Annotated in this window: 17 protein-coding genes and 2 pseudogenes; 7 read left to right on the forward strand and 12 right to left on the reverse strand. The window is 65.0% G+C overall.

Going from position 1 to position 26432, the window contains the following annotated elements; all coding sequences use genetic code 11:
* Positions 1 to 377: MAPEG family protein (locus BGN95_RS07590; RefSeq protein WP_286772167.1), on the forward strand; the 377-nt coding region annotated here is incomplete at its 5' end.
* A 98-nt stretch (positions 378 to 475) separates the two neighbouring features.
* Here BGN95_RS07590 and BGN95_RS07595 read toward each other — a convergent pair.
* The 3 genes from BGN95_RS07595 to BGN95_RS07605 form a co-directional block, all read right to left on the reverse strand.
* Positions 476 to 1693 carry an aspartyl protease family protein gene (locus BGN95_RS07595; protein ID WP_286772168.1) on the reverse strand — a complete coding sequence of 406 codons (1218 nt, stop codon included), beginning with the start codon at positions 1691 to 1693 and terminating at the stop codon, positions 476 to 478.
* Positions 1694 to 2008: 315 nt separating this feature from the next.
* Positions 2009 to 4000 (reverse strand): cytochrome c/FTR1 family iron permease, encoded by a 1992-nt coding sequence (locus tag BGN95_RS07600; RefSeq protein ID WP_286772169.1) that lies wholly within the window; start codon positions 3998 to 4000, stop codon positions 2009 to 2011.
* Positions 4001 to 4103: 103 nt separating this feature from the next.
* Positions 4104 to 4523, reverse strand: a complete 420-nt coding sequence (locus BGN95_RS07605) for a MerR family transcriptional regulator (protein WP_286772170.1) — start codon at positions 4521 to 4523, stop codon at positions 4104 to 4106.
* 67 nt (positions 4524 to 4590) lie between these two features.
* Here BGN95_RS07605 and BGN95_RS07610 point away from each other — a divergent pair, with 67 nt between their 5' ends.
* The 3 genes and pseudogenes from BGN95_RS07610 to BGN95_RS27230 all read left to right on the forward strand — a co-directional run.
* On the forward strand, positions 4591 to 7113 hold the full coding sequence (locus BGN95_RS07610; protein WP_286772171.1) for a heavy metal translocating P-type ATPase: 2523 nt from the start codon (positions 4591 to 4593) through the stop codon (positions 7111 to 7113).
* A 66-nt stretch (positions 7114 to 7179) separates the two neighbouring features.
* Positions 7180 to 8052, forward strand: coding sequence for an undecaprenyl-diphosphate phosphatase (locus BGN95_RS07615; protein WP_286772172.1), 873 nt, complete (start codon positions 7180 to 7182; stop codon positions 8050 to 8052).
* A gap of 117 nt (positions 8053 to 8169) precedes the next feature.
* Positions 8170 to 8286, forward strand: a pseudogene (locus BGN95_RS27230) (IS5/IS1182 family transposase); the annotation flags it as partial.
* Positions 8287 to 8383: 97 nt separating this feature from the next.
* Here BGN95_RS27230 and BGN95_RS07620 read toward each other — a convergent pair.
* The 5 genes and pseudogenes from BGN95_RS07620 to BGN95_RS07640 all read right to left on the reverse strand — a co-directional run.
* Positions 8384 to 9148, reverse strand: a pseudogene (locus BGN95_RS07620) (HAD-IC family P-type ATPase); the annotation flags it as partial.
* A 66-nt stretch (positions 9149 to 9214) separates the two neighbouring features.
* On the reverse strand, positions 9215 to 10447 hold the full coding sequence (locus tag BGN95_RS07625) for a tyrosine-type recombinase/integrase (protein WP_286772173.1): 1233 nt from the start codon (positions 10445 to 10447) through the stop codon (positions 9215 to 9217).
* Positions 10448 to 10908: 461 nt separating this feature from the next.
* On the reverse strand, positions 10909 to 11850 hold the full coding sequence (locus BGN95_RS07630; protein WP_286772174.1) for a tetratricopeptide repeat protein: 942 nt from the start codon (positions 11848 to 11850) through the stop codon (positions 10909 to 10911).
* A 335-nt stretch (positions 11851 to 12185) separates the two neighbouring features.
* Positions 12186 to 13751, reverse strand: a complete 1566-nt coding sequence (locus BGN95_RS07635; RefSeq protein ID WP_286772175.1) for a vWA domain-containing protein — start codon at positions 13749 to 13751, stop codon at positions 12186 to 12188.
* 251 nt (positions 13752 to 14002) lie between these two features.
* Positions 14003 to 14545: an RNA polymerase sigma factor gene (locus BGN95_RS07640; RefSeq protein WP_265270357.1), complete on the reverse strand. Its 543-nt coding sequence runs from the start codon at positions 14543 to 14545 to the stop codon at positions 14003 to 14005.
* 124 nt (positions 14546 to 14669) lie between these two features.
* Here BGN95_RS07640 and BGN95_RS07645 point away from each other — a divergent pair, with 124 nt between their 5' ends.
* Complete coding sequence (locus BGN95_RS07645) at positions 14670 to 15341, forward strand: response regulator (RefSeq protein ID WP_286772176.1); 672 nt, start codon at positions 14670 to 14672, stop codon at positions 15339 to 15341.
* Positions 15338 to 17197 (forward strand): sensor histidine kinase, encoded by a 1860-nt coding sequence (locus BGN95_RS07650; RefSeq protein WP_286772177.1) that lies wholly within the window; start codon positions 15338 to 15340, stop codon positions 17195 to 17197. Before BGN95_RS07645 ends, BGN95_RS07650 begins: the two co-directional genes overlap by 4 nt.
* A 2-nt stretch (positions 17198 to 17199) precedes the next feature.
* On the opposite strand, the gene BGN95_RS07655 is transcribed toward BGN95_RS07650, so the two are convergent.
* The 3 genes from BGN95_RS07655 to BGN95_RS07665 all read right to left on the reverse strand — a co-directional run bounded on the left by BGN95_RS07655 (position 17200) and on the right by BGN95_RS07665 (position 24323).
* The gene (locus tag BGN95_RS07655) at positions 17200 to 21849 is read right to left on the reverse strand and encodes an MBG domain-containing protein (RefSeq protein WP_286772178.1); all 4650 of its coding nucleotides are present in this window, start codon (positions 21847 to 21849) and stop codon (positions 17200 to 17202) included.
* A gap of 14 nt (positions 21850 to 21863) precedes the next feature.
* Entirely contained in the window at positions 21864 to 23570 is a 1707-nt protein-coding gene (locus BGN95_RS07660; protein WP_286772179.1) for a ShlB/FhaC/HecB family hemolysin secretion/activation protein, read from the reverse strand.
* 282 nt (positions 23571 to 23852) lie between these two features.
* Positions 23853 to 24323 (reverse strand): MarR family winged helix-turn-helix transcriptional regulator, encoded by a 471-nt coding sequence (locus BGN95_RS07665; RefSeq protein ID WP_286772180.1) that lies wholly within the window; start codon positions 24321 to 24323, stop codon positions 23853 to 23855.
* Positions 24324 to 24389: 66 nt separating this feature from the next.
* On the opposite strand from BGN95_RS07665, the gene BGN95_RS07670 reads away from it, so the two are divergent.
* Positions 24390 to 25583: an FAD-dependent monooxygenase gene (locus BGN95_RS07670; protein ID WP_286772181.1), complete on the forward strand. Its 1194-nt coding sequence runs from the start codon at positions 24390 to 24392 to the stop codon at positions 25581 to 25583.
* 114 nt (positions 25584 to 25697) lie between these two features.
* Here BGN95_RS07670 and BGN95_RS07675 read toward each other — a convergent pair whose 3' ends face one another.
* Positions 25698 to 26423 carry an MIP/aquaporin family protein gene (locus tag BGN95_RS07675; protein WP_265313053.1) on the reverse strand — a complete coding sequence of 242 codons (726 nt, stop codon included), beginning with the start codon at positions 26421 to 26423 and terminating at the stop codon, positions 25698 to 25700.
* Positions 26424 to 26432: the final 9 nt, after the last annotated feature.

Consider the following 26432-nt stretch of genomic DNA (forward strand, 5'->3'; position numbering starts at 1 on the left):
ATTTTGCCGTTGTCGTGGTTGCAGTCCGGCTGGTGTCGAGCGCGCGCTATCGGTCGGCCGCCGACATCGGAGGAGCTGCCAAGGGACCGCCGAGCCCTGAACTCGCGGTCAAGGTTGCCTTCCTGCAGAATACGCTGGAGCAGGCATTCCTGGGTGTCGGCGCGCATCTGCTACTGGCCTCGGTCGCGGGCGGCCGCTGGCTGGCACTGCTGATCGCGTCCGACGTGCTGTTCGCGATTGGTCGGCTCAGCTTCTACCGTTGCTATAGCGACGGTGCCGGTGCCCGGGCGTTCGGAATGGCGACGACAGCGCTCGCGGCGCTCACCTGCTATCTGGCCGCCAGCGCGCTGCTCATCGGCCGGCTATTCGGCGGGTGATGCCAGCAGGCGGTGCGGTCGCATAACCTGAAGCCAGCCTTTGGGATGATGGCGGTGATCTCGGCGACCTGAGCGTCCGTGGGCGCGGAAAGCCTGGCCTAAAAGTAATCGACAAGACGGAGTTCGCGCATGCGTCCGGCCTGGTCTTGCAATATCACGAGAGTTCCGGGGGGCATGAAGCGCCACCGCCAATGTTGGCTTCGGATATAGGATGCATCGATACGATGGCCATTGATGGCCAGAATGCGATCCCCTGCCCGCCAGCCATCGCTTGCGGCAGGGCTGTTGGCCGCGACATGGACGATGGAAAGTTCATTGCCACCCGGTGCCAGCCCGAAGCCGCTGTGGTCCTCGAGCATCGGCAACCCGCGCCGCGCCGGTCGCAACCATATCTTCCCCCCAGAAACATCGAGCACGACATCGAATTGAGAGATCAGAGGAAACCCGATACTTCCAAGGGCACTTTTGGAGGCCCAGCTTGATGGAGCGAGGGTTGGCACCGAACGGACGGGGAATCCGCCCAGTTTGACTTCGTTCGCAATGAAGGCAGCGGCCAGCCTAGTACCATCCACCCCTCCGATCGCCGCCGTCGATTGTCTGACCCCGTCCAGAAGTCGGTGTTCCTCAACATATGCGCGATCCAGCATCAGCGCGGTCGAGCTGCCCAAGTCGAAGAGCATGGGCGTATCGGGAAGCCCGGCTACGGAAGCGACCACGAGCAACTCGCGATTCGAACCATGCGCAACAGAAATGCTCTGCCAACCCCGACCACCGGAAAAGGTGCCGCTATCACCAATTGAAATTCGGCTGCTCGCGAATTCCAGGGCAATGCAGCGCTCGACAAGCATATCCTCCCCGAGCACCACATCGACCGGCCGGCCGATTGCGGATGAGACAGCTTCCAGGTCGGCTATGACGACAAAGGGAAGACGGCGCGGCTGTCCAGCAAGCGTGAGCTCGACGTTGCGCGCGAGCTGTACGCTTGCCCGACCACCAATACCGCGAATCATCACCTGTTCGGTCGAAGCGAGGTTAAGTCTCGCGGCCAACGAGGTGCTGACAATCGAAGCTGCGCTACCGCTGTCGAGAATGGCATCGACGGAGATGCCCGCCACGTAGCTCGGGAGGACAATTGTGTCGCCTGTGATCAGGTTGAAGGATTGCCAACGAGGCGGCTTGGCAAACCCGTTCCAATCAGAAACCAGGGCCGCTGCTGTCGCGAAGACAGGCTTGAGCGGCAACACAGCCATGGCACAGGTGCAACCAAGAACCGCGCCGGTGATCTCGCGCCGGGTAACCAACTCGCTTGCGACCATCTCGTCAGCCTTTCAATCCAGGCCGGGTCCTGCCGTCACAGGGGGGAGCAGAGACACCCTTCAGATTACGGAGGATCAAGCCTCGGACCCTACGACGCGCGCCAACGTCATGCTAGATATCGATGCACCTAGACTATGAGATGCGGCAAAGTGATCGTCTCACATCGGCCTGCGCGACGAGCGACCGAGATCAGACGGAGCATGAAGATCTACTCGCCTGCGAAGAAGCATACTCCCATACGACACGAGCTGGCCGCGCGTGTTCGTCGGACCTCGGTTGGTCTCGGTGGTGGCTATGGTCTGGTCGCACCGCCATCAGCTCGTGGTCACGGCCGCGCGACGATGATTGACCATGAAACCCGCTACCAGCGCGGCGAGCGTCAGAAGTTGGGCTCCGATCGATTGCACGGTCGGAAAAATACCCAGCATAGAGACGCGGATTCCACCCGCGAGCGGCGCGATGTCGATGATGCCCGCTTCTTGCAACGCGGCGACGCCCTTGCCGGCGAGCACGATGGTGAGGATTGCCATCAGCCACGCGCTATAGGCGAAGAACTTCGCGATCGGCAGATCACGGCTGTAGCGCAACATAGCCCAGGCGACGAGCCCAAGCAGCATTACTGCCGAGCCGGCACCCGCCAGCATCATGCCGCCATTTCCCTGGGTCCAGAGCGCGGCGTAGAACAGCATCGTCTCGAACACCTCGCGATAGACGACGATGAAGGCCAGGCCGAACAGGAACCAGGCCGATTGCCGCGACAGCGCGTGCGACATCTTTTCGCGGATGTAGCGTTGCCATTGATCCGCTTGCGCCTTTCCGTGCATCCAGATCCCTACGGAGAGTAGGACGACAGCCGCGAACAGCGATCCGAACCCTTCAGTAAGCTCCCGGCTCGCGCCGCTGATCCCGATGGCATAGGTCGCGATCGCCCAGGTGACGCCGCCGGCCGCCAGCGCCCCGATCCAGCCGCCATGGACATAGGGCAGCACTTCAGGTCGCTCCGCCTTGCGCAGGAAGGCGATCATCGCGACGACGATTAGCAGGGCTTCGAGCCCCTCGCGCAGCAGGATGGTGAAGGCCCCCAAGAAGGTCGATGCGCTACTGGCCGCGTCCGGGGACAAGGCGGCGTCGGCGTCGTCAAACAAGCCGCCCAGCACCTGGACGCGCGTGGCAATTTCGTCGGCGGGGCGGCCTTGCTGGAGCGAGGCCCGGAACTCACCCATGGCGCTTTCGATGTGACCCATGAGCGTTGCGTCACGCGCAGTCAGCATCGGCTCGAGCGGCTCAAATCCGTCGAGATAGGCCGACAGCGCCAGCTCCTGGGCAGCGTGGCGATCGCCCGCCCGATAGGCGGCGAGGCTCTGTGCAAGCTTCGCGCGCGCCACATCGAGTGAGCCGGGAGCCTGCTGGACGACCGCTTCCGGGTGGCGGCGCAGGTAAGCAATAACTGCATCGGCCTGCCCGCTCCCAATGCTCTTGGCGAGCGTTTCCGGAGTCAGCCCTGCCAACGCCGTCAGGTCGGGAATCCGTTGTCGGAGGCCGGGATCGGCTTTCCACAGTCGTTCGCCTTCCGTCGCGGCGGCATCGGAAAAGGCGAAGCGACCGGCATAGAAGGCCAGCGCCCAGCGATCGTCGCCTGGCAGGCTCGCAAAACTTTGCATCGCTGTGCCGTCGATGCCTTGGTCGATGACTTGATAGAGCGCGAAGGGACTGCGCTGCCGCGCGCGTGCTAATTCGCTGAAAGCGATCGGCGGGGTCGTTAGCTTCGCGGCATCGGGCCCGCGACCATCCCCGGTCATACCGTGGCAACTCGCACAATTCTGCGCGAACAAGGTGGCGCCGCGGGCAAGCTCGGGCACCTTGCTCGGCGCGAGCGGCACCGGATAGGCCTTGAGCAGATCCGCAGCGAGGCCATGCGCGACGCGGGCAACCTCTTCGGGTGCGCCCTTCGCGGCGATAACGGCCTGGAGCCGGGTAGCCCCTTCAATGAGCTTGGCTCGCTCAGGTGTTTGCGGCAACGTCGCGAGACGCGCCGAAACCGACGCCGCGAATTCGGTCATTTCGTTATATTCGGACGCGCTCCTGATTTTGCCACCAGAGACCGCCCCCCCATAATCGACTGCCATATAGTCGAGGAGCCGCCATGCAGTCTGGACATTCGCCGTATCAGCATGGGCGATCGCGCTCGTGCCCAGCGCAAAGGTCGCCGCACCAAGGACGGCCAAGATGCGGAGTGTCACGCGGTGGAACGAGAACGCTCCAACGCGAATCGACAAGGTGCGGGGGTTGTTCGCGGACGTAAACATCCGCTTCCTTTAGACCCTCTAGCCGCTAGAGGGTCAAGCTGTTTTGCGAGTTATTTGCATTAGCGTGACTGATCGTGGAGCCGGCTCGAGGCCGTCAACCTATCTAGCCGCCCGCCACGGAAACCGGCGCCAATGTTTCGATGATGCGGCATTCGGAAATGGTGCCGTGCCCGCACTGGACGATCACGCTGCTCAATTCGGACCTGAGTGTATTCAGATCCCGAAGCTTTCGGTCAATCTCGGCAAGATGTTCGCGCGCGATCGTGTCCACGGCTTTGCACGAGATGTCTTTCTGGTCGGCGAGCTTGAGAAGCTCCTGCACCTGGTCGATCGAGAAACCGAGCGCGCGAGCCCGGCGGATGAAACTGAGCCGCGCGAGATGCTGTGGAGCGTAAGCCCGATAATTGCCCTTCGTCCGAGCCGGCGGCGCAAGCAATCCGACGCTTTCATAATAGCGAATTGTCTCGACCTTCGTTCCGGTCGCTTTCGCGAGCTTTCCGATGCTGAGCGGCTCGACGGACATATTGGTTGACCCTCTAGTGACTTCAGACTTTATAGAGGATGTCATGTCGAAAAGTCGAGGTGACGTTATGATCGAGCCGACCGAGGCGAGCGCTATCGCTACGAAGCGCCAATTGCGATTCAAGATCCGCGGACTCGATTGCCAGAATGAGGTGCGCCTGCTCAAGGAGGCCCTCCTCCCCCTTGGCTTCGACGAGCGGCATTTGTCGTTCCAGCCGAAGCGCGGACTCCTCGACATCGAAGTCGAGGCGGTCCTCGAGGTGGAGGCAGTGATCGCGGCGGTGTCGACCACCGGGATGACAGCCGAATGGCAAGCGCCTGGCGCCACCAAAAAGGATGAAACGACTGCTGATGAGTGCAGCGGCTGTTCCGGCGACCGGCCACCCGTCGAACAGGCGCGTCCGGATCCTCCGGATAGCGTCATCTTCAAGATCCACGGCATGGACTGTGGTGACGAAGTCGCGGTTCTCAAGCGCGAAGTCGGGCCGGTCGTCGGGTTGGAGAACCTCTCGTTCGATCTCATCAATGGCCGCATGTCGGTCGCAGGTGCGTCCGATGCCGTGCATCACGCCGGAATATTGAAGGCGGTCGAACGCACCGGCATGCGCGCCGAACCTTGGAAAGAAGGTGGAAACACCGCCGGTGCGCAAGGCGAGCAACGTCGGCGCCGCGTTCAGGCGGTGCTGACGATCGCCAGTGGCGTGTTGGTCGTGGTGGGTTTCACGATCCATGCCGGTGCGAGCGGCCTCGCTGCGGTGCTGCACGAGAGCCTCGCGCGCGAGGCCCACCCTCCCCTCCTGGCCATGCTCGCCTACTCGCTGGCGATCCTCTCGGCGGTCCGATACGTCGCTCCCAAGGCCGCCCTCGCCGCGCGACGGCTCAGGCCCGACATGAACCTGCTCATGATCGTCGCGGTGGCAGGCGCCCTCGGCATTGGGCAATGGTTCGAAGCCGCGACGGTCGCCTTTTTCTTCGCTCTCGCGCTTGCTCTCGAGGCATGGAGCCTCGGACGTGCTCGCCGTGCCGTCGCGGCACTCATGGACATCGCGCCCAACTCCGCCCGAATACGGGATGCCGCAGGCGTCGAGCAGGATGTGCCGGTCGCGGACGTCGCTGTCGGAACGCAGGTGATAGTTCCGCCTGGCGGCAAGATTCCGCTCGATGGGCGCGTGGTTGCGGGGACGAGCGCGGTCGATCAGGCGCCGATTACCGGCGAGAGCGTCCCCGTCACCGTCGCACAAGGCGCAACGGTCTTTGCGGGAACCATCAACGGCATGGGAGCGATCGAGATCGTAACGACCCGGCCGGCCTCCGACACGACGCTCGCCCGTATCGTGCGCATGGTTGGCGAAGCGCAGAGTAAACGGGCGCCGACCGAGCAGTGGGTGGAACATTTCGCGCGGATCTATACGCCCGTCGTGATGGCGCTGGCGCTGGCGGTATTCCTCGTGCCGCCGCTTCTACTCGGGGGCAGTTGGGCCGCCTGGTTTTATCAGGCGCTGGTGTTGCTTGTCATCGCCTGCCCTTGCGCCCTGGTCATCTCGACCCCGGTCAGCATCGTCGCGGGGCTGACCGGCGCAGCCCGACAGGGCGTGCTGGTCAAGGGTGGCGTCCATCTCGAGACGCCGGCCCGCATCACCGCGATCGCCATCGACAAGACGGGCACGCTCACGCTTGGGCGTCCCAAGGTGGTCGAGCTGGTCCCGTTTGACGGCCGAGACGAGCTTGAATTACTGGCGATCGCGGCTGCGATCGAAGCGCGAAGCGAGCACCCGATTGCGCGTGCGATCCTCGATGCCGCGGCGGAACGCGGCGTTGACGTGGTCCCCGCAAAGTCCGTGACAGCATTGCCCGGCAAAGGCGTGGTTGGTGCGATCGACGGTCGCGAGGCCTGGGTCGGATCGCCGGGCTATCTTGTAGAGCGACTTGAGGACGCTGGCGATTATGCGCTCACCGCCCATTTGCATCGGATAGCCGCAGCTGGTCTGACCGGGATCATCGTCGGTAAAGCGGAGGCAGTCATCGGACTTATTGCGGTCGGTGACGCGGTGCGTCCCGAGGCCAGACAGATCGTCGCGCAACTGCATGAACTTGGCATCGCCCGGGTCGTGATGTTGACTGGCGATGGCCACGCGCCTGCCCAATCCATCGCGCGCAATACCGGTATCGATGAGGTCCACGCCGAGTTGCTTCCCGAACAGAAGGTCGAAGCGATAGAAAGCCTGGTAGCGCAACACGGCCATGTCGGGATGGTCGGGGACGGCGTCAATGACGCGCCGGCCATGGCGCGCGCCGGTCTTGGCATCGCGATGGGCGCGATTGGCAGCGATGCGGCGATCGAGACAGCGGACATCGCACTGATGCAGGACGACCTCTCCCGTCTGCCGTGGCTCATTCGGCATTCGAGGGCGACGCTCGCCATCGTCCGGCAGAACATTGGCTTCTCGCTGGCGGTGAAGCTCGTGTTCGCAGGCCTGACGCTGATTGGCATGGCGTCCCTCTGGGGCGCGATCGCGGCGGATGTCGGAGCGTCGCTCCTGGTCGTTCTCAATGGCATGCGTCTTGTCGGTCGAGATCAGCGAGTGCGATAATCCGATTATCCAGGACAGCAAAGCGACGATCTACGGGCATCCAACACCCAGGAGGAATGCACTGATATGACCGGACAATGTGCCGCAGGGGTCGACACGGGTTTCGTGACACTGGGCTATGCCAAGGTCGCACTATTGGGAGTGGTGCAAGGTATCACCGAACTTCTGCCGATTTCCTCGACGGCCCATATGCGCATCGTGCCCGCCCTGTTGGGATGGCGAGATCCCGGCTCCGCTTTTTCGGCCGCGATGCAGCTCGCCGCGCTCGCTGCCGTCATCAGCTATTTCTGGCAGGACGTTCGCCGCCTGGTGGTCGGTTCTATATCGGCAATCAGCCGTCGGCAGTTCGCCGATCCCAATTTCCGTCTGGCGATCTGGATCGCTCTTGCGACAGTCCCGATCGTGCTGGCGGGTGCCCTCCTGTCCAACAGCCTCAACACATGCAACTCGCCCCTTCGCAGTCTTACGGTGATTGGCTGGGCCTGTCTCTGCATGGCACTCCTGATGGCGATGACCGAGATCACGGCCCGTCATCGCCGGACCGTCGAGAGTTCCTCGCTTGTCGATGCGCTTCTGATCGGGCTCGCTCAGGTTGGTGCCTTGATTCCTGGCGTCTCGCGATCGGGTTCGACCCTAACTGCGGCTTTGGCCCTTGGCTTCAAGCGCGAGGAGGCGGCACGCTTCTCCTTCCTGCTGGGTATCCCGGCGATCGCTGTCGCCGGATCGAAGGAGTTAACGGAGCTGAACAAAGCTCATCTCGACACACAGGGCTGGTCCGTTTTGGCCCTCGGACTGGTTGTCGCGTCCGTTTCTGCATTCGCAGCCATTTGGGCGCTGATGCGGGTCCTTGAGCGATTCTCCGCTTGGCCATTCGTCATCTATCGCGGAGCGCTTGGCGTTCTTCTGCTCATTGCGACCACTAATGCCTGGTTGGTCTAACAGGGCGCGAAAAAAGCCTTCCCCGATGAGGTTTAGGGTGATTCAGTATCGTCGGGGTGATGAGAGGGCGATGCGATGCGCGGCGGCGACAGGTAAACGGCGGGTTTGTTTTCCTATATGAGTTGCGAGGCTCGGGTTCCGGCTGATCATCCTTTGCGGCCGATCCGCGCGATCGTGGACGAGGCAATGAAAATTTTGCCGCCCGATTTTGAGGCGATGTGTTCGCCGATCGGGGGCTAAAATCCCGCGCCGGTTGAGAGTGTTTCTCCACGCGCGGTTAACAGCAGCTATCGGTAGGCGATACAGACCAATTTGGGGAGCCGGTTGCTCATTACGTATTCCCTTTGTTCCGATAGGCGAGCAACCGGAGCGCGTTGCAGACGACCAGCAAGGTCAACCCTTCGTGCATCATGACCGCAGGGCCGATACCGAGCCCGAGGATCGTCGCGGGCACGAGGAATGCGACAACGCCGAGGCTCACGAACACGTTCTGGCGGATGACCCAGCGCGTGCTGCGACTAAGTCCGACCGCGAATGGCAAATGTGCCAAATCGTCTGCCATCAGAGCCACGTCGGCCGTCTCCAAGGCCACGTCCGACCCGGCGGCGCCCATGGCGATCCCTACCGTCGCCGTCGCCATGGCTGGGGCGTCGTTAACGCCGTCACCAACCATGGCGACCTTGGTTTCGGCGCGGAGCTTCTTGACCGCCTCAACCTTGTCTTCCGGCATAAGGTCACCCCATGCCTCATCGATGCCGACTTCCATGGCGATCGCATCGGCTGCTCGCTGATGATCGCCCGAAATCATAACCATCCGTTTGATGCCGATCGCGCGCAGATTTCTGAGCGTAGCCTTCGCCGCCTCCCGCGGCGTATCGAGCAGGCCGATCGCGCCAAGGTCTTTATCGTAGCGGCGCGCGATTATGCTAGTCTGCCCGCTAGCGCGCAGCTTCTCGATAGCGGCCGTCATCTCGGCCGACAGCGGGGCAATGCCGGCAGTGCCGAACATCTCGGCTTTGCCGATGAGCACTTCATCTTCAACGACAACCGCCGAAACGCCGCGACCCGTCAGACTCTTGAGATTGTCGGCCTGAGGGGGCGCCAAGCGATTTGAGCTAATCCAGCAGAGCAACGTGTGTGAAAGGCAAGAGCGTTGAGACCACTAATCGGGACCTGAATCGGCCTCGCTGTCCGAGACAGCGGCGTCAGTCATAGTAATTAGGGGTACTACTGCCTTTGCGGCCAAATCATCGAGACCCTCAGTAATCCATCTTGAATAATGGCGTTCGATCATTGCGACAGAGGTATCGTGCAATGCCGCCACGAGCCGAATGGGAAGACCCACTCTGATACCCCTGACGATCGAGCTGTGTCGAAGCGCATAGGGCACGAGATTCGGCAGATTTTCCTGATCCGCCACTTTCTTCCAGAATCGCGTCAGTTCCGACGCCGTTTGCCATGCTCCACGATCCGCGCGCACCCAGGTTGCCGGTGCCGTCTGCTTATGTCGCCAGCGCTCCAAAAGCGTGGCGGAAGCGGGGCGCGAAACGAGGATAGGCTCCAGGGCAGCAAGGACATCGGCCCCCACTTGGACGCGGATACGGGAAACCGTTTTTCCCTTTCCTTTCCGCGATGGCGGGACCATCAACCTCGATTGATCGCATTGTACGTCCCGGACTTGCATCCGACGGAGTTGCGAAAAGCGCGCGCCCGTCGCCGCCAGCAATATGATCACCCGAGCCGCATCCCCATCCGGGTCGAGCGACATCGACGTCGCAATCAGCCTAGCGACTTGCTGGTCCGTCAAAATCTGATTTTCGCGCACGCCAGAATCGGCCTCACCTTCCGGAACGGACTGCGCGACAAGCCCGTGCCTGATGATGATCGCAAAATCCGGCGGCAGAACCTTTCGATGCCGGCGATACGTGTCGTTGAGTGCAGCCTTGAAATCATTCACCAGCCGTTTGCGTGTGCTGGCCTTCATATCGGCCAGCCCATCGGTCCATGCGCGGAGGTTGTCCTCCGAAAGAGAATCGAGTGGCAAATGGCCTAATTCACTGCCCTCCAGCACGTGCAGCTTCAATCGATGGGCATCCGATTTTACAGCGCGCCCAATCCTCGCCTTGTCGCGCGCGTCGCGCATGGTGACGTAGGCATCCACTGCCTCCTTCACAGTCAACTCGTTTAGAGCGGTCGCCGCTTCCTCCAGCTTGATGGTTTGCGGGCCGATGCGGGTTTTTGAACCCGCGCGCAATTGTGACGCAAACCAATGTTCAGCCTTCTGCTTTGCCTGGCTCCAATTGAGGATTCGATCGCCGTCGGCCTCCTCGGAATCGTCACACAACGCGAGGCGATAGGTCAAATAGACAAGCTCGTCGCCGGACGGAACACGCATCCGCGCGACCCATCTGCTGCGCTTCAGACCCTTAAAGTATCCCAGGTGACGCCCCTCTTCGAGCGCGCGCCAATACGGCTCCGCCCTCGCCCTGAGCCTTTGTCGAGCCGCTCGAACTTGGAGATTCGCTTCCTGGACCTGCCTACTCATCGAGCACCTACGTAATGCTAGCATCCGGATACCGCTTGACGCGGGAAGTTACGGCCGCGCGCGCCGGAACCTGGTCGTTGTAGCAGGAAAAAAAATCGTGTAAAATCGTGTAATATACCCCCTCGGACGAAATCGGACGGTCATGGATATTTTCCATTTATTATAATTAGTTAAAATAGACATGAACGTGTCCGAGCGCATCCAGAATGCTTTAAAATCAGTACTCTCACGGCGAAAACACGGGTTCGAGTCCCGTAGGGGTCACCAGCGGCAGGACGCGCGACGGCACCAGGCCCCGCGGGGAAATCCGATCATCGCGGCAGGATGTCTTCGTAGCTCGCATCGAGTTCGACCGCGCGGCGCTCGTCGGCCCGCGCCCGGCTCGTCTTGCCCATGCCGCGCAGCACGAGGCTGCGGTTGAAATAAGCGGTCGCCGATCCGGGGGCGTAGCGGATTGCCTTATCCGCATCCTCGAGCGCACGTTCCTCATCGCCGTCATGCGCATGAGCGATGCTGCGGTTGAGATACGCCTGCGACGATTTGGGCGCGATCGCGATCGCCTGATCGAACGCCTCGATCGCCCCGCTCATATCGCCCTGCCAGGCGCGCGTCAGGCCGTCCGCGACATGCGCGCCGGCCACCCCGGCGGGGCCGCGCCGGCCCGCACCGACGAAGTTGCGACACAGTGACAAATCACGACTCGGATCGTCCACCGTACAGGCATTCCAATCCCCCCTTCGCGATCGCCACGGCGCGGCATGCGCACCCGTAACGACAATATCCGAAGCACCATCCGCCTGGGATGATTCCATGTGCCGGCCTGGCGCCGGCGGCGGCGGCGGCGGCGGCGGAGGAGGAGGAGGAGGAGGAGGCGGCGGTGGCGCCGCAGCCACGATCGGCGCGGCGGACATCGCAAACCCTGATGACGCGCGCGACGCGACCCTCGCCCTCTCGCGCGTCTCCGCTGCCACCTCCGGCGGCCGGGAAGCCGAAGCCTCCGGCGACGGCGCAGAGGGCGTCTCCGGCACGCTGGAAGGGGTTTTGGCTTCCGGCGCCGGACCGGTGCTTGCCACCTCTTTGGGCATAGCCGGGCCAACAGGCGCGGCGGCATTCGGCGCGAGTTCGCCGGCCGGCGCGGTGACGGCGGGCGCCGGAGCCGGCGCCGGCGATGCTGCCTGCTCGCCCGGCCCTTGATCGTAGCGCTCGATCGTGACCCAGGCGGCCGGCACGCCGATCACCGCCATCAGCGCCACTGCAACGAGCGCCCCGACCTGCGGCCGTTGGAACCAGCCGGCGCGGCGGCCGCGACGCGGCGGCGCTTCGGCAAGCGGTGGCTTTCCGTCGAACCGCCGCATCGCGCGCTCGATCGCGGCCTCTCGCCGGGCGGGCGCGGGCGGCGGGGGCTCGGGCAACACGGCCTTGAGATCGTCGTCCTCCGCCATTCAGCGGCTCCGGCTGCTGACGAAGCGGAGGATCTCGACCCATCTGAAAGGCTTGGCGCGCATCTGGCGTCCCTATACCGCCCCTTTGCCGGCCGGTCGAATATCCTGTGATGCGGCGGCGACGGAATATCGCCGCCGCATCGCGATCAACGTTCCAGCTGCGGCAGCGCCGCGGCGGTTTTCGCGGTTCGGACCATCTGGACGAACTCGGCGCGATAGCCGAACTCATCCGATCCTTTCGCCGCATTGGCGATCTTCATCACCTCGTCATAGCTCATCGTCCCGCTGTATTTCCCGCCGCGCAGCAGCTCGGCAAAGGCGGCGACACTCGCGGCAAAGCGCGCATCCTGCGGCGCATCGGCGAAGAGCGAAACCTCCGCGGCACGGTCGATCGGCTTCGCGATCAGCAGGCTGGTGTCCGATTTCGGCAGCTTGTAGCGAATTTTCACAAAGCCATATTCGCCGCCGCTCGCGGTCACCGGCGCCGGTCGCGCATAGCGCAGATCGTCCATCGTCCGCGGCCCGCCGGCCGGCACGATTTCGTAGAGCGCGGTCACCGTCTGGCCCGAGCCGACATCGCCCGCGTCGACCTTGTCGTTGTTGAAGTCGTCGCGATTGAGCATCCGCGTTTCATAGCCGATCAGCCGGTATTCGGAGACGGTCGCGGGGTTGAACTCGACCTGGATCTTCACATCCTTGGCGATCGGGAAGAGCGTCGAGCTGGCTTCGTCCACCAGCGTCTTCCGCGCTTCGCTGATCGTGTCGATATAGGCCGCCGCGCCATTGCCGTTCTGCGCCAGCGTCTGCATCATCGCATCATTGTAATTCCCCATGCCGAAGCCGAGGACGGAGAGGAACACGCCCTTGCCGCGCTCGCGCTCGACATAGCCTTTCAGCTCATTCTCGTTGGTGATGCCGACGTTGAAATCGCCGTCGGTGGCAAGGATGACGCGATTGACGCCCTTCGGATCGAGGTTCTGCTCGGCCAGCTTATAGGCCTGGCGAATACCCTCCGCGCCCGCGGTGCCGCCCCAGGCGGTCAGCCGGTCGATCACCGCGCGGATGCGGGTTTTCTCGCTCACCGCGGTCGGCTCCAGCGCGACGCCGGCATTGCCGGCATAAGTGACGATCGCCACCCGATCGTCCGGCGCAAGCTGATCGAGCAGCATCGCCAGCGACTGCTGGACCAGCGGCAGCTTGTTGGGCTCGTTCATCGACCCCGACGTATCGATCAGAAAGACCAGATTGGCCCGCGGCCGCGCGGCGCGCTGGATCGTGAAGCCCTTGATCCCGATCCGCACCAGCTTGCGACCGGCCGACCACGGGCTCGGGAACACCGCCACATTGCTGCTGAACGGATGTTCCGCCGAGGCGGGCGCCGCATAATCATAGGGGAAATAATTGATCATCTCCTCGGTCCGCACCGCCGCCGGCTGGGGCAGGACATTGCGGTTCAGCGAGGCGCGGACGAAGCCGTAGGACGCGGTGTCCACATCGATCGAAAAGGTCGACACCGGATCCTCACCGACCCGCTTGAACGGGTTTTCGTCCTTGGCGGTGAAGCGGTCGCGGCCGACATCGTGGTAGGCGGGAAGCCGCGGCTGATAGGTTTCCCGCGGCACCGGCACTGGTGCCGCATAGGATTGGACGACCCCGACGGGCGCGCCGGCATGGCGGCCACGCGAAGGAAGTCGCGCGGCCGTTACGACCATCTCAGCCTCCGGCGACGATTGCGGCGGCGGCGGCGGGGGCGGCGGTGGTGGCGGGGGCGCCGACCAAGGCGGCGGCGGAGGCGGCGCCGACGGCGCAGCGCAGGATGCGAGCAGGACGGCCGCTGATCCAAGGACAAGGATTGGTTGGAAGCGAGGCATGGACGTCTCCCTGACAATGGCGGGCAAAACCGCCCGTCAATCACTGGGACGCGCCTCCCCGGCGAATCCTTGGGACCCCCATGAGATTTTTTTCAGTCCTCTCCCCGCGCGATGGCGATCAGCCGCCGGGCCTCGTGCATCCGCCACGACACCGTCGCCTCCGCGATGCCCAGAATCTCGGCCGCCTCGGCGTGACTGAGCTGTTGCCCGGCGACCAGCACCACCGCATCGCGATAGGCCGGCTTCAGCCGTGCGATCGCGCTGCGCAGCCACATCGCGTCGTGGAGGTCGCGCCCGTCGGGCGCGCGTGCGAGCCCGACGACGACCGCCAGCCGCTCGGTAAACCCCGCGAATGACCGGCGGCGGCGGCGGAAATCGCGGCACGCATTGAACACGATGCCGCACAGCCAGGTGCTGAATTTGGCCTCGCGCCGAAACCCGCCGATTTTCTCGACCAGAACGCAACAGACATCCTGTGCGATATCGTCCGCGTCGCTGCGCGATCCGGTCAACTGCCACGCCAGACCGTGGATGCGGTCATAATGCCGGCGTAGCAGCGCCTCGACCGCGCGCCGGTCGCCATCGACCGCGGCGGACAACAGGTCGGAATCCGGATCTGATGCGAAATCCGCCATTGCGACGCTGTTTGCCTCAATCGCGGGTCGAGCGCCATGTGCAACCACGATGACGGCGCGTGGCGCTTGATCGACGCCCGGCATAATGCTGTGACGCTCGCGACGGGGTTGCAAAGGAAATGGGGTGCAAGACGGGCGAACGGCGCTGTCGCCGACATTGATCGTCGAGGATGATCCGGCGATCCAGTTTCGCATCAGGCGCCTGGTCAGGGGCATCGAGGGGCCGGATGCCGCGATCGACACCGCCGCCACGCTCGCCGAGGCGCGCGCGCTGCTGGTCAGGAGCAATTATGCGCTGGCGCTGATCGATATCGGTTTGCCCGACGGCAATGGCTGCGATCTGATCGCCGAACTCCACGAACGCAAAGCGAGCATCCAGACGGTGGTGATCTCGGCCTGGGGCAGCGAATCCGTCGTCATCAACGCGCTGCGCAGCGGCGCGATCGGCTATCTGCTCAAGGAACGCGAAGACGTCGAACTCGATCTGCTGCTGCGGAGCATCCAGCGCGGCGGCGCACCGATCGACCCGGCGATCGCGCGCCAGATCCTCACCTTCCTCCCCGCCGAGCAACATGCCGCCAGCGCGCCACAAGCGTCGACCAGCCAGATCACGACGCGCGAGCGCGAAATCCTGCACCTCGTGTCGCTCGGCCGCACCAATCGCGAGATCGCCGACGAGCTCTGCCTGTCGCGCCTGACGATCGAGACCCACGCCAAGACGATCTATCGCAAGCTGGCGGTGAGTTCGCGGACCGCCGCGGTGTTCAAGGCGAAATCACTGGGCCTGCTCGGGTGACGCTGCGCGCCCGGTTGCTGCTGATCCCGCTGATCACGCTGTGTCTTGTGCTGGCCTTCGGCGCACTCCGCGACCAAGGCACGCTGCCGACGGCGCTGACCGAGGCGGAAGCGGTACCGGCCGGCTGGGACAGCGCTGCGCCGCCGCCCACCGGCTGGACCAGGGTGCAATTGCCCGATCTGTGGGCGGCGCGCTGGCCCGAGCATGATGGCGTCACCTGGTATCGCCTGCGCTGGCGACAAGACGATGCGCGCCGCCCGGTTGCGATCATGGTCGATCAGGTCACGCTCGCCGGCGCGATCTACGTCAACGGCAGCCTGATCGCGCGCGACCGGCACCTGACCGAGCCGTTGTCGCGGCATTGGGCAATGCCGCAATATTTCCTGCTGAGTGCACCGACATTGCGCAAAGGCGAAAACCTGCTGACGATCCGGGTTTCGGGCCTCGCGCGATACAAGCCGGGGCTCGGCAAGATCGAGATCGGCGCGCCCGCGGCGATCGACGCTCAATTCCGCCGTGCCACCTTCGTCAATTACGACCTGAAGCTGATCTCGATCGTCGCCGCGCTGACGATGGCGGCCTTGTTCTTGCTGATCTGGCTGCTGAGGCGGCGGGACGGGATGTTCGGCTGGATCGCCGTCGCACAATTCTGCGCCTCGCTTTATTATAATAATTTCGTCGCGCGGGAAATCTGGCCGTTCCAGACGACCGACGGGTGGCAGATGTTCGTCGGCATCTCCAATATGCTCGCCGGCGCCGCCTTTGCGACCTTTCTCCTCCGCTACGGCGATGCATTTTATCCGCGGGTGGAGCGCTGGGCTGCCGCCGCCTGTCTTATCGCGACGATGATCGGCATCGTCGCTCCGCCCATGGCGGGCCATTATGTCGGTTATTATCATCTGGCCGGGGTATTGCTCTATTACGCCGGCGTGGCGTGGTTCGCGCGCCATGCGATCCGCGTGCCGCGGCCGGACAATATCGCGCTCCTCGTATGCCAGAGCCTGCCGGTGTTGGCCTCGGCGCACGATCTTGCGCTCTATTTCGACTGGATTCGCGGCGATAGCTATCTGTTTGGCGCGTCGGCGATGCTGGCTTTGCTGGGGGGCAGCTTCGCGGTCGCCTATCGACTGGTCGGCGCGACGCGCCGGATCGAGCAGTTCAACGCCGAATTGCAGGCCGAAGTCGCCGCCGCCACCGCCGAACTGAGCGCGACGCTGGAGCGCGAACACCGGCTCGCGATCGCCCATTCGCGCGCGGGGGAGCGGTTGCGGATCGTGCGCGATTTGCATGACGGGTTCGGCGGGATGCTGGTCAGCGCGATCGCGCGGATGGAAAATGCCCCCGGTCCCGCCCCCGGCGACGCGACGCTCGCCATGCTCAAGGCGATGCGCAACGATCTGCGACTGGTGATCGACCAGACGATGATCGATCAGGGCGGGCTGGTCGAAATGCTCGCGCCGCTGCGGCATCGATCGGGGCAGTTGCTTGAAACCTCGGGGATCGAGCTCGACTGGCGGCTGAGCAATGTCGACAATTTCGAGCTCGACGGGCGGCGCGGGCTCAATCTGCTGCGGTTTCTGCAGGAGGGGCTGACCAATATCTTCAGCCACAGCGGCGCGACCCGGGCGCAGGTGGAGATCATCCGCGACGGCGATCACGTCCTAGTGCGCATCGCCGATAACGGTCACGGCATCGCGCCGGCGCGGGCGGGTCATGCCGGCGCGGGGATGGAAAGCCTGCGCGAGCGCGCCGCGGCGATGGGCGGCGCACTCGCAGTGCATTCCTCAGGCGAGGGAACCCACCTCGACCTCGCCTTCCCCGCGCGACCGCGCGAAGCGGCCGACGCCGACGGCTGACGTCACCGCATTTCGCCGGCAATCGATTGCCGGGATTTCTGCATTTTCTCGAGGAATTTCGTCATGACCTCGAACGCCTCGTTGCGTTTGGTGGTCAGGCTTTGCAGCAGCAGCATGTCAATTTGCTGATAGCTGGACAGCGCATCGATCTTCACTTTGAGCGACGCCACGATATCCTCCAGCTCTTTCTGGAGCTTCGCCTGTTGCGATTTCGAGGTCGCCAGGTAAATCTTCTTCTGATATTCTATTGTTTTTTCAGTGATTTGATCGTTCAGGCTCGCGATTTCCCCGCTCCTCTTCTGAACATCCTCGATCTGCTGCGCCAACTGGCTGTCGAGAAGCTTCGCCCGGTCGCTCTGCACCGCCATCAGCGCGGTCTCGATATCTATCCCCTGCAAATCGAGGCCGGGCAGGGTTGCCGGGGAGATAGTCGGCGACGGCCCGGTCGTATTCTTCACATCCAGAGTCCCTGTCGTGAACGCGATATTGTAGTTTTTCGACGCGGCCAGCGAGCCGAGATTGATCTGATAGGATCCGGCGCTCGCCGTCGTCGTCGCGGTCGTACCGAGATTGCCGCTCAGCGTATCGCCGTTCACCAGCCCCTGAACATTATAGGTCAGCGCCGGGATCGCCGCGCCGGCCAGGATGCTCTTGCTGTCGGCAGTAATGTACAGGGTCCGGGGCGTAACCGTCAGACCGTTCGCCAGCGTGCGATAGCTGATCGCATAATTGCCCAGTCCGGTGCCGATCGCGTTGGAGGCATTGAGGTCATAACCGCCGATGCCGCTGCCGCTCGTCGCGGACGAAGACAGGCTGACCGCGGTGATCGCATCGCCGTTGACCAATCCCGCCCCCGTCGCGCTGCCCGTGGCCGGGTTGGCATCGCCGTAGATACGGCTCACCGCATTGGCCGTGACGACCAACGCACGCGGCGTGATGGTCAACCCGTTGGCCAGCATGGCATAGCTGATCGCGTAATTGCCGAGGCCCGTCCCGACCGCATTCGAGGCGGTCAGGTCATAGCCGCCGACGCCACTCCCGCCAGTCGCCGGCGAGGACAGGCTGACGCTGTTGATCGTGTCGCCATTGACCAGCCCAACGCCCGTCGCGCCCCCGGTCAGCGGATTGGCGTCGCCGTAGATGCGGCTCACCGCATTGGCAGTGATGACCAGCGGGCGCGCCGTGACGGTCAAGCCGCCGGCGAGCACCTGATAGCTGATCGTGTAATTGCCGAGCCCGACGCCGACCGCATTCGACGCGACGAGATCGTAGCTGCCGATCCCGCTCGTGCGGGTCGCGGTCGACGCGAGGCTGACGCTGTCGATCCGGTCGTTGCCGATCAGCCCCACGCCGGTCGCGGTGCCGGTCGTCGGATTGGCGTCGCCGTAAAGGCGGGTCACCGCGTCGGGGGTGATCGTCAGCGTCAGCCCGAGCGGGGTGACGGTCAGCCCGCCGGCCAGCGTGACATAGCTGATCGCGTAATTGCCGAGCCCCGTCCCCACCGCGTTCGACGCGGTGAGGTCGTAGCTGCCGATGCCGCTCATGCTGGTGGCGGGCGAGGACAGGCTGACGGCGCTGATCGTATCGCCGTTGACCAGCCCGGTGCCCGTCGCCGTACCGGTCGCCGGATTGCTGCTGCCGTAGACGCGGCTCACCGGATCGGCGGTGACCGTCAGCGCGCGCGGCGACACGATCAGCCCGTTGGCGAGCGGGACATAAGTGATCGCGTAATTGCTCAACCCCGACCCGACCGCGTTCGACGCGGTGAGGCCGTAGCCGCCGACACCGCTCATGCCGGTCGCGATCGACGACAGGCGGACGCTGGTGATCGTATCGCCATTGACCAGCCCGGTGCCGGTCGCGCTGCCGGTCAGCGGATTGGCGTCGCCGTAGATGCGGCTCACCGCATCGGGCGTGATCGTCAGGAGGCGCGGGGTGACGGTCAGCGTGCAGAGCAAATTGATCACGCGGTACGACGGATCGGCCGAGCCGCCGGTGGCGACGATCGTATAGCTGCCGACACCGCTGGCGGCGTTCGCCGCGGTCGATAATGTCGCCTGGGTCAGTGGCGTGTCGCCGGGTCGCAGACCATAATAGCCCGCCGTCAGCGTGGGATTGGCATCGCCGTAGACGCGGCTCACCGCATCGGGGATGATCGTCAGCACGCGCGACCAGCGGTAGAATTCGGGATAATAGCCGGCGCTCGGCGGCGCCCAGACGGTGCGGAAGTTCCACGCCCGTGCCAGCGTCGCGAATGCCTGGCTGTCCTGGAATTGCGCGGTGGTGAGCCCCTGCGCGCCCGCGTTGGAACTGGTGCTGCCGCGCGCGAACCCCTGCCCGGTGGCGGCGGTGTCCCAGAAACTGTTGCTGAGGCTGCTCCCCGAATCTGAAAAGCCGATCAGCCCGCCACTATTGCCGCCGGTCACTTGCCCGGTGGCATAGACCTGATCGATCGCGCCGGCATTCCGCCCGGCGAACCCGCCAGCATAGATGAACCCGCTCACCGCGCCGCGCGCATAAGCACGCGCGATGCCCCCGTAATTTTCCCCGACGAACCCGCCGAGATTGCTCGCTTGCTGGAGCGGGCCGCTCACCGTCGCGATCGAATAGGAATCGGTGATCGTTCCGCCGGCCAGGTTGGTGCCGACGAGCCCGCCCGTCGCGGTAAGACCGGTCACACTCCCACCAACCCGCGCGAACCGCACCGTACCCGCGTTGCGGCCGACCAGCGCGCCGACATCGCCCCCACCGGTGACATTGGCCGCGTCGAGCCCGATCGCGGTGAGCAAGCCACCTGCGCCGACGACGCCGAACAGACCATAGCCGAAGCCGTTGCTACCACGGTTGATCCTCAGCCCGTTGATCATGTGATCGCGGCCGTCGAGCGATCCGGTGAAACCGTTGCCGCCATTGGCGGCGACACCCGCGCCGTTGGTGCCGATCGCGACGAAGCCGCGCCCGCCGTTCCAATTCGCGGTGCCGGACGCGTCGATATCGGTGGCGAGCGCGAAATTGCCGCTCAGCAGCGTGTTGATCCCCTGCACGCCATAAATGTCGGCAAGCTGCCACGGATCGGCCGCGCTGCCCGTCCCGCCTAACGCGCGGAGGAAGGTGGTGCCCGCGGCAAGGCTGAAATCGGCCGCGTGGAATGCCGGCGGCGCCGCGCCGAGCTGCTGCCAATTGCCGCGCAGCAGGCTGAAGCTGCCGAGCGCAATATCGCCGCTGGCGCTGATATTCGCGCCGGCATCGAGCGCCAATCCACCCGCCGCGGCGTTGATCCCGCCGTTGAGGATGATGTCGTTCGCCGCCGTCAGCGTCAGCTTCGCGTTGGAGGCCCAGGCGAGGCTGGTCGCCAGCGTGATATTGCCCGCCTGGCCGCCGCCCGTCCCGGTCGAGACGATGACATTGCCCAGCGCAAGCGCGTCGATCAGCGTGGTGGCGTTGACCACGCTGTCGTTGCCCGAAGCGGTGAAGCCCGGCGCATTGACATCGGCGTCGTCGGAAATCGTGAGATTATAGGGATCGAGCAACAAGGTGCCGAGCCGCGCGCCGCGCAGATCGGCGGTGCCGCGATAGTCGAGTTGCCCGGCCGACGAGACTTCCACCTCGCCGCCGCTTCCCCTGCCCGCGCCGCGCGCCGAAATCGTGCCCGCGAAACGTGTCGCGCGATCGGACCAGATCGCGACATCGCCGCCATTGCCGCTGCCGATCGCATCGGCGCGGATCGCGCTGCCGGCATCGACCGTCACCGTCGCCGCATGCGCCAGATCGCCGCCGCCCTGGCGCCCGCCGCCGATTCGCACCTCGCCTCCGCCGCCGGCACCCGACACATCGATGGTCGCCCCGGTCAGCGCGACCGCGTCGCCGGTCAGCGTGACCGATCCGCTGCGCCCGCTCACCCCGCGCGCCTCGATCACGCCCGAAAGGTTTACCAGATTGCGCGCCGCATCGAGCGCGCTCGCCGCGCTCAGCAACACGCTGCCGCCGTCCGCCGAGATCCGCCCCGACATGCCGACCGCGCCACCATCGGCAGGCAGCGCGATCTGGAGGAAACCGTCGCCGGCCAAATCGAGCGTGGCGCGGCTCCCCGAAGCCAGCGCGACGCGCCCCAGCGGGGCGACGATCAGGCCGGCATTGTCGACCTTGCCCCCGATCAGCGCCGCATAGCCGCCCGCGACGATCGAGATCGTCCCGGCATTGCTCACCCGCCCAGCCTTGCCGGTGACGACGATATCGCCGCGCATGAAGGCATCGTCCGCCACATCGAGCGTCGAGGCGACAAACCCCGCCGCGCGGACGCTGCCGGTCGCGGTGATCTGGATCCCATTGGGGTTGACCAGAAACACCTGGCCGTTGGCGTTGAGCGCCCCGGCGATGGTCGAGCTCGCATCGCCGGTGACGCGGTTGAGCAAGACCGACTGGCGGCTCGGCTGGACGATATCGACGCGATTGCCTGCGCCGATCGAGAAGCTCTGCCAGTTGATGATCGCGCGATCGCTGCCTTGGTTGATCGTCATCGCGCCGTTGGCCGGCGCGCCGATCGCGGCGTCGCCGCGCACGATCTGCCCGCCGGTCGGCAAATCGCCGGCATGAGCGACGGCCGGGGCCAGCGCGCTGGTGGCGAGGAGCAGGATGGAAAATGGACGGGTCATGGCGGCTCCCCCTGTCAGAACCGGGTGATCATCGTGAAGGTGACGCGATCGGCGTTGCCGGCGCGCTCGATATGCGCGCGGCCCCATTCGAGCGCGGTCGACAGCGCCGGCGCGCCGCGCCGCGTGCGCAAGTGGAACCGCGCGCCCGCACCGAATGCATAAACGTCGGTCGAGCGGCGCTCGAATATCGTCGGGCGTGCGAGATGCGTATTGCCGGCGACCCCGAACAGATAGGGCGCGATCTCCGCCCGCCCGGCGCCGAGCGCGACGTCGATCGGGCGCGCCAGCTCGGCGCGCGCGACATAGCCGCTATCGCCCTGCAAGGTGCCCGAACGCAGCGGGGAAACCCCGTCGAGCGTCGCGAGGCCGATCTGCTCGGCGTTGACCAGCGTATTGCCGAACGCGGTCTGCGCGCGGCCATTGACCGCGATCGTGAATCCCGCCGGCACCGGCTGGCGCAGCGACATATCCAGCATCAGCTTGGTAAAGCTGGCGTCTGCTCCCTGCCGCGAGAGCGGCAACAGCGGCGTCGCATCGGCGGCCGAGCGGGCGCCGAGCCCGTCGATCCCGACCGATGCCTCGAGCCGCGCGAAGAAGTTGCCGCCGCCGGCCAGTGCCCCCGCCACCGACCCGGCCGCGCGCGCGATCCGCATCCGATCGAGCGAGAGCGGCAGCCGCAACGGGCTGATCGCATCGACCGCCTCGCGCTGCGTATCGAACGCAAGCTCGCCCGAGACGGTCAGCGCGCGGCTGCGAATGAAGGGATAAGCGAGCCGCGCGCTGATCCGCTGGAATTTGCTAGCGGTGCCCAGCGACAGCGCGTCGTGGCGCGGCGCGGTGCGCGCGTCGGTCGCCTCGACGTTGAAGGTCAGCCCGTTGGTGCCGAGCGGCACGATCACGCCGCCGACCAGCGCGCGGTTGCGCGGGGTCGCGTCGAGCAGGCTGATCCCGTTGCCGCCGTTCGGAAAACCGCTCGCGCGCAGATAGATCGTCTCCCCCAGCCCGAGCATCGTGTTGAAATTGACGCCGAGCCCGAACGCATCGCCGCCCAATGCGCGCGGCAGATTGTTATCGAGCGTGAGATAGCCGCTCACCGGGCGATAATCGGCGGAGATGATGAGGACCGTGCCGCCGGGGGTCGTGCCCGGTGCCAGCGTCGAGCGCAGCGCGACGCCCGGCATATCCCCCGCCAGCAGCAGCCGTCGCTCGATCGCGGCCATCGTCACCGCCGATTGCCCGACCAGCGGCGCCAGCATGTGCGCGATCCGGCCGCGCACCGGCGGGGGCAGATTGCTCGTATCGACGCTTTCGATCTGCCCCGCGGTGACGACGAGGCGAAGCTCGGCACCGTTATCGAGGTGCTGCGCAGGAACGCTGACCCGCACCAGCACGCGCCCGCTCGCCGCGAACCACGTTTCCAGCGCGCGCGCCGTCGCGAAGATTTCGGCGATGCTCACGGGATGCCCGACCAGGGTTTCACGCAAGGTCGCCAGTTCGGCCGGCTCGATCGCGAGCCCGTCGACGCGCACCCCCGACAGGGTAACGATCAGCGCTTCCGATCCCGGCGGCGCGGTCACCCCCGGCCCCTGGGGGATGACGACGGGCGCTGCGGGGCGTTCGAGCGCCGGCGCATAGCTCGGCGGGGTGATCTGGCTCGCGGTCTGGGCCTGCGCCGGCGCGCCGCCGAGCGCGCTCGCCCAAAGCCAGGATACGCCCAGCATCAAGCCATGCCGCCGTCGCTTCATTCCCCGTTGCCCTTCCTTTAAGGTGCAACGGGCCGGGCTTCTTCGCCCCAGCGCCGGCCCGATGCAAAATCGGACGTCCAATTAGTTCAGAATGAGTGCGGCGAGTATCCCCGAAAACAGGTATAAACCGGCCGGATTTATTAAACGCCGGTAACCACGGTGATCCCGGCGCCACGATTCTCAGGGAGCGCGGCAGAGTTTGCGCGCTCGAATATTATCAACGCCGCACGTTATGCTCTCGCAAGCGGCTCGCTCTCCCTAAGGGGCGAGCAATTGTTCGGTCATGCCGTCCTGGATGGCGATGATTTGTTCCAGCACGTCGGCCACGATCCGCAATTCCTCGGTGCTGCGCTGGTCGAACGCGGCGGCGCCGGCCTGGGCCAGCGGCAGATAGGCCTTCTGGATCAGCGCTTCGGTTGCTGCGCCCGCCTCCACCAACACCTTGCGCCTGTCGAGCGGGTCCGGGCGGCGGCGAACATAGTTGCGGGCTTCCAGCCGGTCGACCAGCGCCGTCACCGCCGCAGGGGTGAGCCGGGTAGCCCGGGCAATCGCGCTCGCCGGCTGCGGGCCGCCGGCGAGGAAGCTCAGGCACAGCCGCTCGGCGGGACCCAGCCGAAAGATCTCGCCCACGGTTTCGTCGTAGCGCTGGGTGGCGTCCTGCCAGCGCATGATCAGGCCACCAAGCCGCTCGATCAGCCAGGCCTTGCTCGACTCATTTGATTCGATCATCTAATTATCATATCGTCTAATAGTTCAATTGTCATAGCATGTACCGGCAAGATCGATGGGGCAAGGATGAAAACACGGATCGGTATCGTCGGGGCGGGTTTCGCCGGGCTGGCGCTCGCCCTGGCGCTGGTCCGCCGGGGCTTTGCGCCCACCGTCATCGAGAAGAGAAGCGAGGAGCAGCTGCGGAACGAAGGCATCTTCCTGACGCTGGCGCCCAACGGCATGAACGCGCTGCGCGGACTGGGCCTGGCGGACGCGGCGCTCGCGCGCGGCATCGAGACCCGCGGTCTGGTCTTTCACAACGAACGTGGCCGCGTGCTGGGGGCGCTCGATTATACGAGGCACGTCCAGCGTTTCGCCGCGCCATCGGTCACTATCCCCCGTGGCGAATTGGGCGCGATCCTGCTCGAGGCGGCGCGGGCTGCCGGGATCGCCATCCGCTTCGGCACGGCGGTCGACGCTGTCACGCAAACCTCGTCCGACGTGCTGGTGACCGGATCGGACGGCGGCGGCGAGCGCTTTGACATCCTGGTCGGCGCCGACGGGCTGCGCTCGCGCGTGCGCCGCCTCACCATGCCCGACCTCCCGGCGCCCGCCTATAACGGCCTGCAGGGCAGCGGCGGCATCGTCGACGTGCCCGATGTGCCCCCCACCGACGGCCGCATGCACATGACCTTCGGTCGCAATGCCTTCTTCGGCTACATCAAGGCGCCAGCCGCCCCAGTCCATTGGTTCAACACCTTTCCCCAGGCCGAAGAAAACCGCGCCACACCCCTGACGGGCGCACCGCTGGCGCAATTCCTGGCGGGCCTTCACCGGCTCGACCCTGAGGTCAATCGACGGATCATCGCGGCAGTCGATCCAGCGGACATTCGTGTCTATCCGGATTTCGACATTCCAAGCCTCTCGCACTGGTCGCTCGGGCGGGTGGTATTGATCGGCGACGCGGCCCACGCAGTCACGCCCCATTCCGGCCAAGGCGCCTCGATGGCGCTGGAGGACGCGCTCGTGCTCGCGGCCGCGATCGCGGCCGAACCCGCGCCCGCCCGGGCGTTCGAGCGCTTCGAATCGCTGCGCCGCGCGCGGGTCGAAGCGGCAGTTCGCCTCGGTCGGCAGAGCGGCACGCCCAAAAAGGCCCAGGGCTGGCTCTCGCTGCGCCTGCGCGATTTGCTGCTGCCGCTTTTCGTCCCGCTCGGACAGAAGGCGCAGGAGCGACTCTTTGCCTATCGGGTAGATCAGGAACCTTTGTCGCTGCCCTGATCTCCCGGCGGCGATCACCGAGAAAGGGGCGTCAGCGACGATAACCTAGCTCGCGCGGGGCTTCTGCCATGTAAGATTGTTCCACGCCCCCGTGCGCGCGCCCGTTTCCGAACCTCAACCAATAACGCACAAAAGCGCGAGGCCGGCGAGGCAGCCGCCGACAATCGGCCCGAGGACTGGAATCGCGGCATAGCCCCAATCCGAACTGCCCTTGCCGGGAACAGGCAGCAGCGCGTGCGCGATACGGGGTCCCAGATCGCGTGCGGGATTGATGGCATAGCCGGTGGTTCCGCCGAGCGACAGGCCGATGCCCCAGACGAGGACGCCAACAAGATAAGGGCCGATCCCGTCAGGGACCCCGTTCGGCGATACCTGCCGGGAAAAGAGCGCGCCGGCGACGAACGTCAGAGCGAATGTCCCGATGACCTCGCTCACGAAATTTGCCGTCGGGCGGCGAATGGCGGGCTCGGTGCAGAAGGCCGCGCGCTTGATCGCGGGATCGGGCGTTCTTTGCCAATGGGGCAAATAATGAAGGAAAACCAGCGTCGCGCCCAAGATCGCGCCGAGCATTTCGCCCGCCACTGCTTGGGCTATATCCGTCCAATTGTTGTGCAATATCGCCATGCCGATCGCGAATGCGGGGTTGAGATAGGCCGGCTGGCTGCCGCATGCCTTGGCGACAATGATGCCGATAAGAACGGCGAAGGCCCAGCCGGTCGTGATCGCCATCCATCCCGCGCTCTCGGCTTTCGAATCCTTGAGGAGGACGCCGGCGACGACACCGTTGCCAAACAAGATAAGCGCCGCCGTCCCCAATAACTCCCCAATGAAAATATTCATTCGCCCGCC

This window comes from Sphingomonas sp. 66-10 (genome assembly GCF_001897045.1).
Lineage (GTDB): Bacteria > Pseudomonadota > Alphaproteobacteria > Sphingomonadales > Sphingomonadaceae > Sphingomonas > Sphingomonas lycopersici.

What these genes read in the sequence shown, in the direction of transcription:
- BGN95_RS07595 (WP_286772168.1), bottom strand. Translation starts at nt 1,693, where the DNA reads ATGGTCGCAAGCGAGTTGGTTACCCGGCGCGAGATCACCGGCGCGGTT.
- BGN95_RS07600 (WP_286772169.1), bottom strand. Translation starts at nt 4,000, where the DNA reads ATGTTTACGTCCGCGAACAACCCCCGCACCTTGTCGATTCGCGTTGGA.
- BGN95_RS07605 (WP_286772170.1), bottom strand. Translation starts at nt 4,523, where the DNA reads ATGTCCGTCGAGCCGCTCAGCATCGGAAAGCTCGCGAAAGCGACCGGA.
- BGN95_RS07610 (WP_286772171.1), top strand. Translation starts at nt 4,591, where the DNA reads ATGATCGAGCCGACCGAGGCGAGCGCTATCGCTACGAAGCGCCAATTG.
- BGN95_RS07615 (WP_286772172.1), top strand. Translation starts at nt 7,180, where the DNA reads ATGACCGGACAATGTGCCGCAGGGGTCGACACGGGTTTCGTGACACTG.
- BGN95_RS07625 (WP_286772173.1), bottom strand. Translation starts at nt 10,447, where the DNA reads ATGCGTGTTCCGTCCGGCGACGAGCTTGTCTATTTGACCTATCGCCTC.
- BGN95_RS07635 (WP_286772175.1), bottom strand. Translation starts at nt 13,751, where the DNA reads ATGGTCGTAACGGCCGCGCGACTTCCTTCGCGTGGCCGCCATGCCGGC.
- BGN95_RS07640 (WP_265270357.1), bottom strand. Translation starts at nt 14,545, where the DNA reads ATGGCGGATTTCGCATCAGATCCGGATTCCGACCTGTTGTCCGCCGCG.
- BGN95_RS07655 (WP_286772178.1), bottom strand. Translation starts at nt 21,849, where the DNA reads ATGACCCGTCCATTTTCCATCCTGCTCCTCGCCACCAGCGCGCTGGCC.
- BGN95_RS07660 (WP_286772179.1), bottom strand. Translation starts at nt 23,570, where the DNA reads ATGCTGGGCGTATCCTGGCTTTGGGCGAGCGCGCTCGGCGGCGCGCCG.
- BGN95_RS07665 (WP_286772180.1), bottom strand. Translation starts at nt 24,323, where the DNA reads ATGATCGAATCAAATGAGTCGAGCAAGGCCTGGCTGATCGAGCGGCTT.
- BGN95_RS07670 (WP_286772181.1), top strand. Translation starts at nt 24,390, where the DNA reads ATGAAAACACGGATCGGTATCGTCGGGGCGGGTTTCGCCGGGCTGGCG.
- BGN95_RS07675 (WP_265313053.1), bottom strand. Translation starts at nt 26,423, where the DNA reads ATGAATATTTTCATTGGGGAGTTATTGGGGACGGCGGCGCTTATCTTG.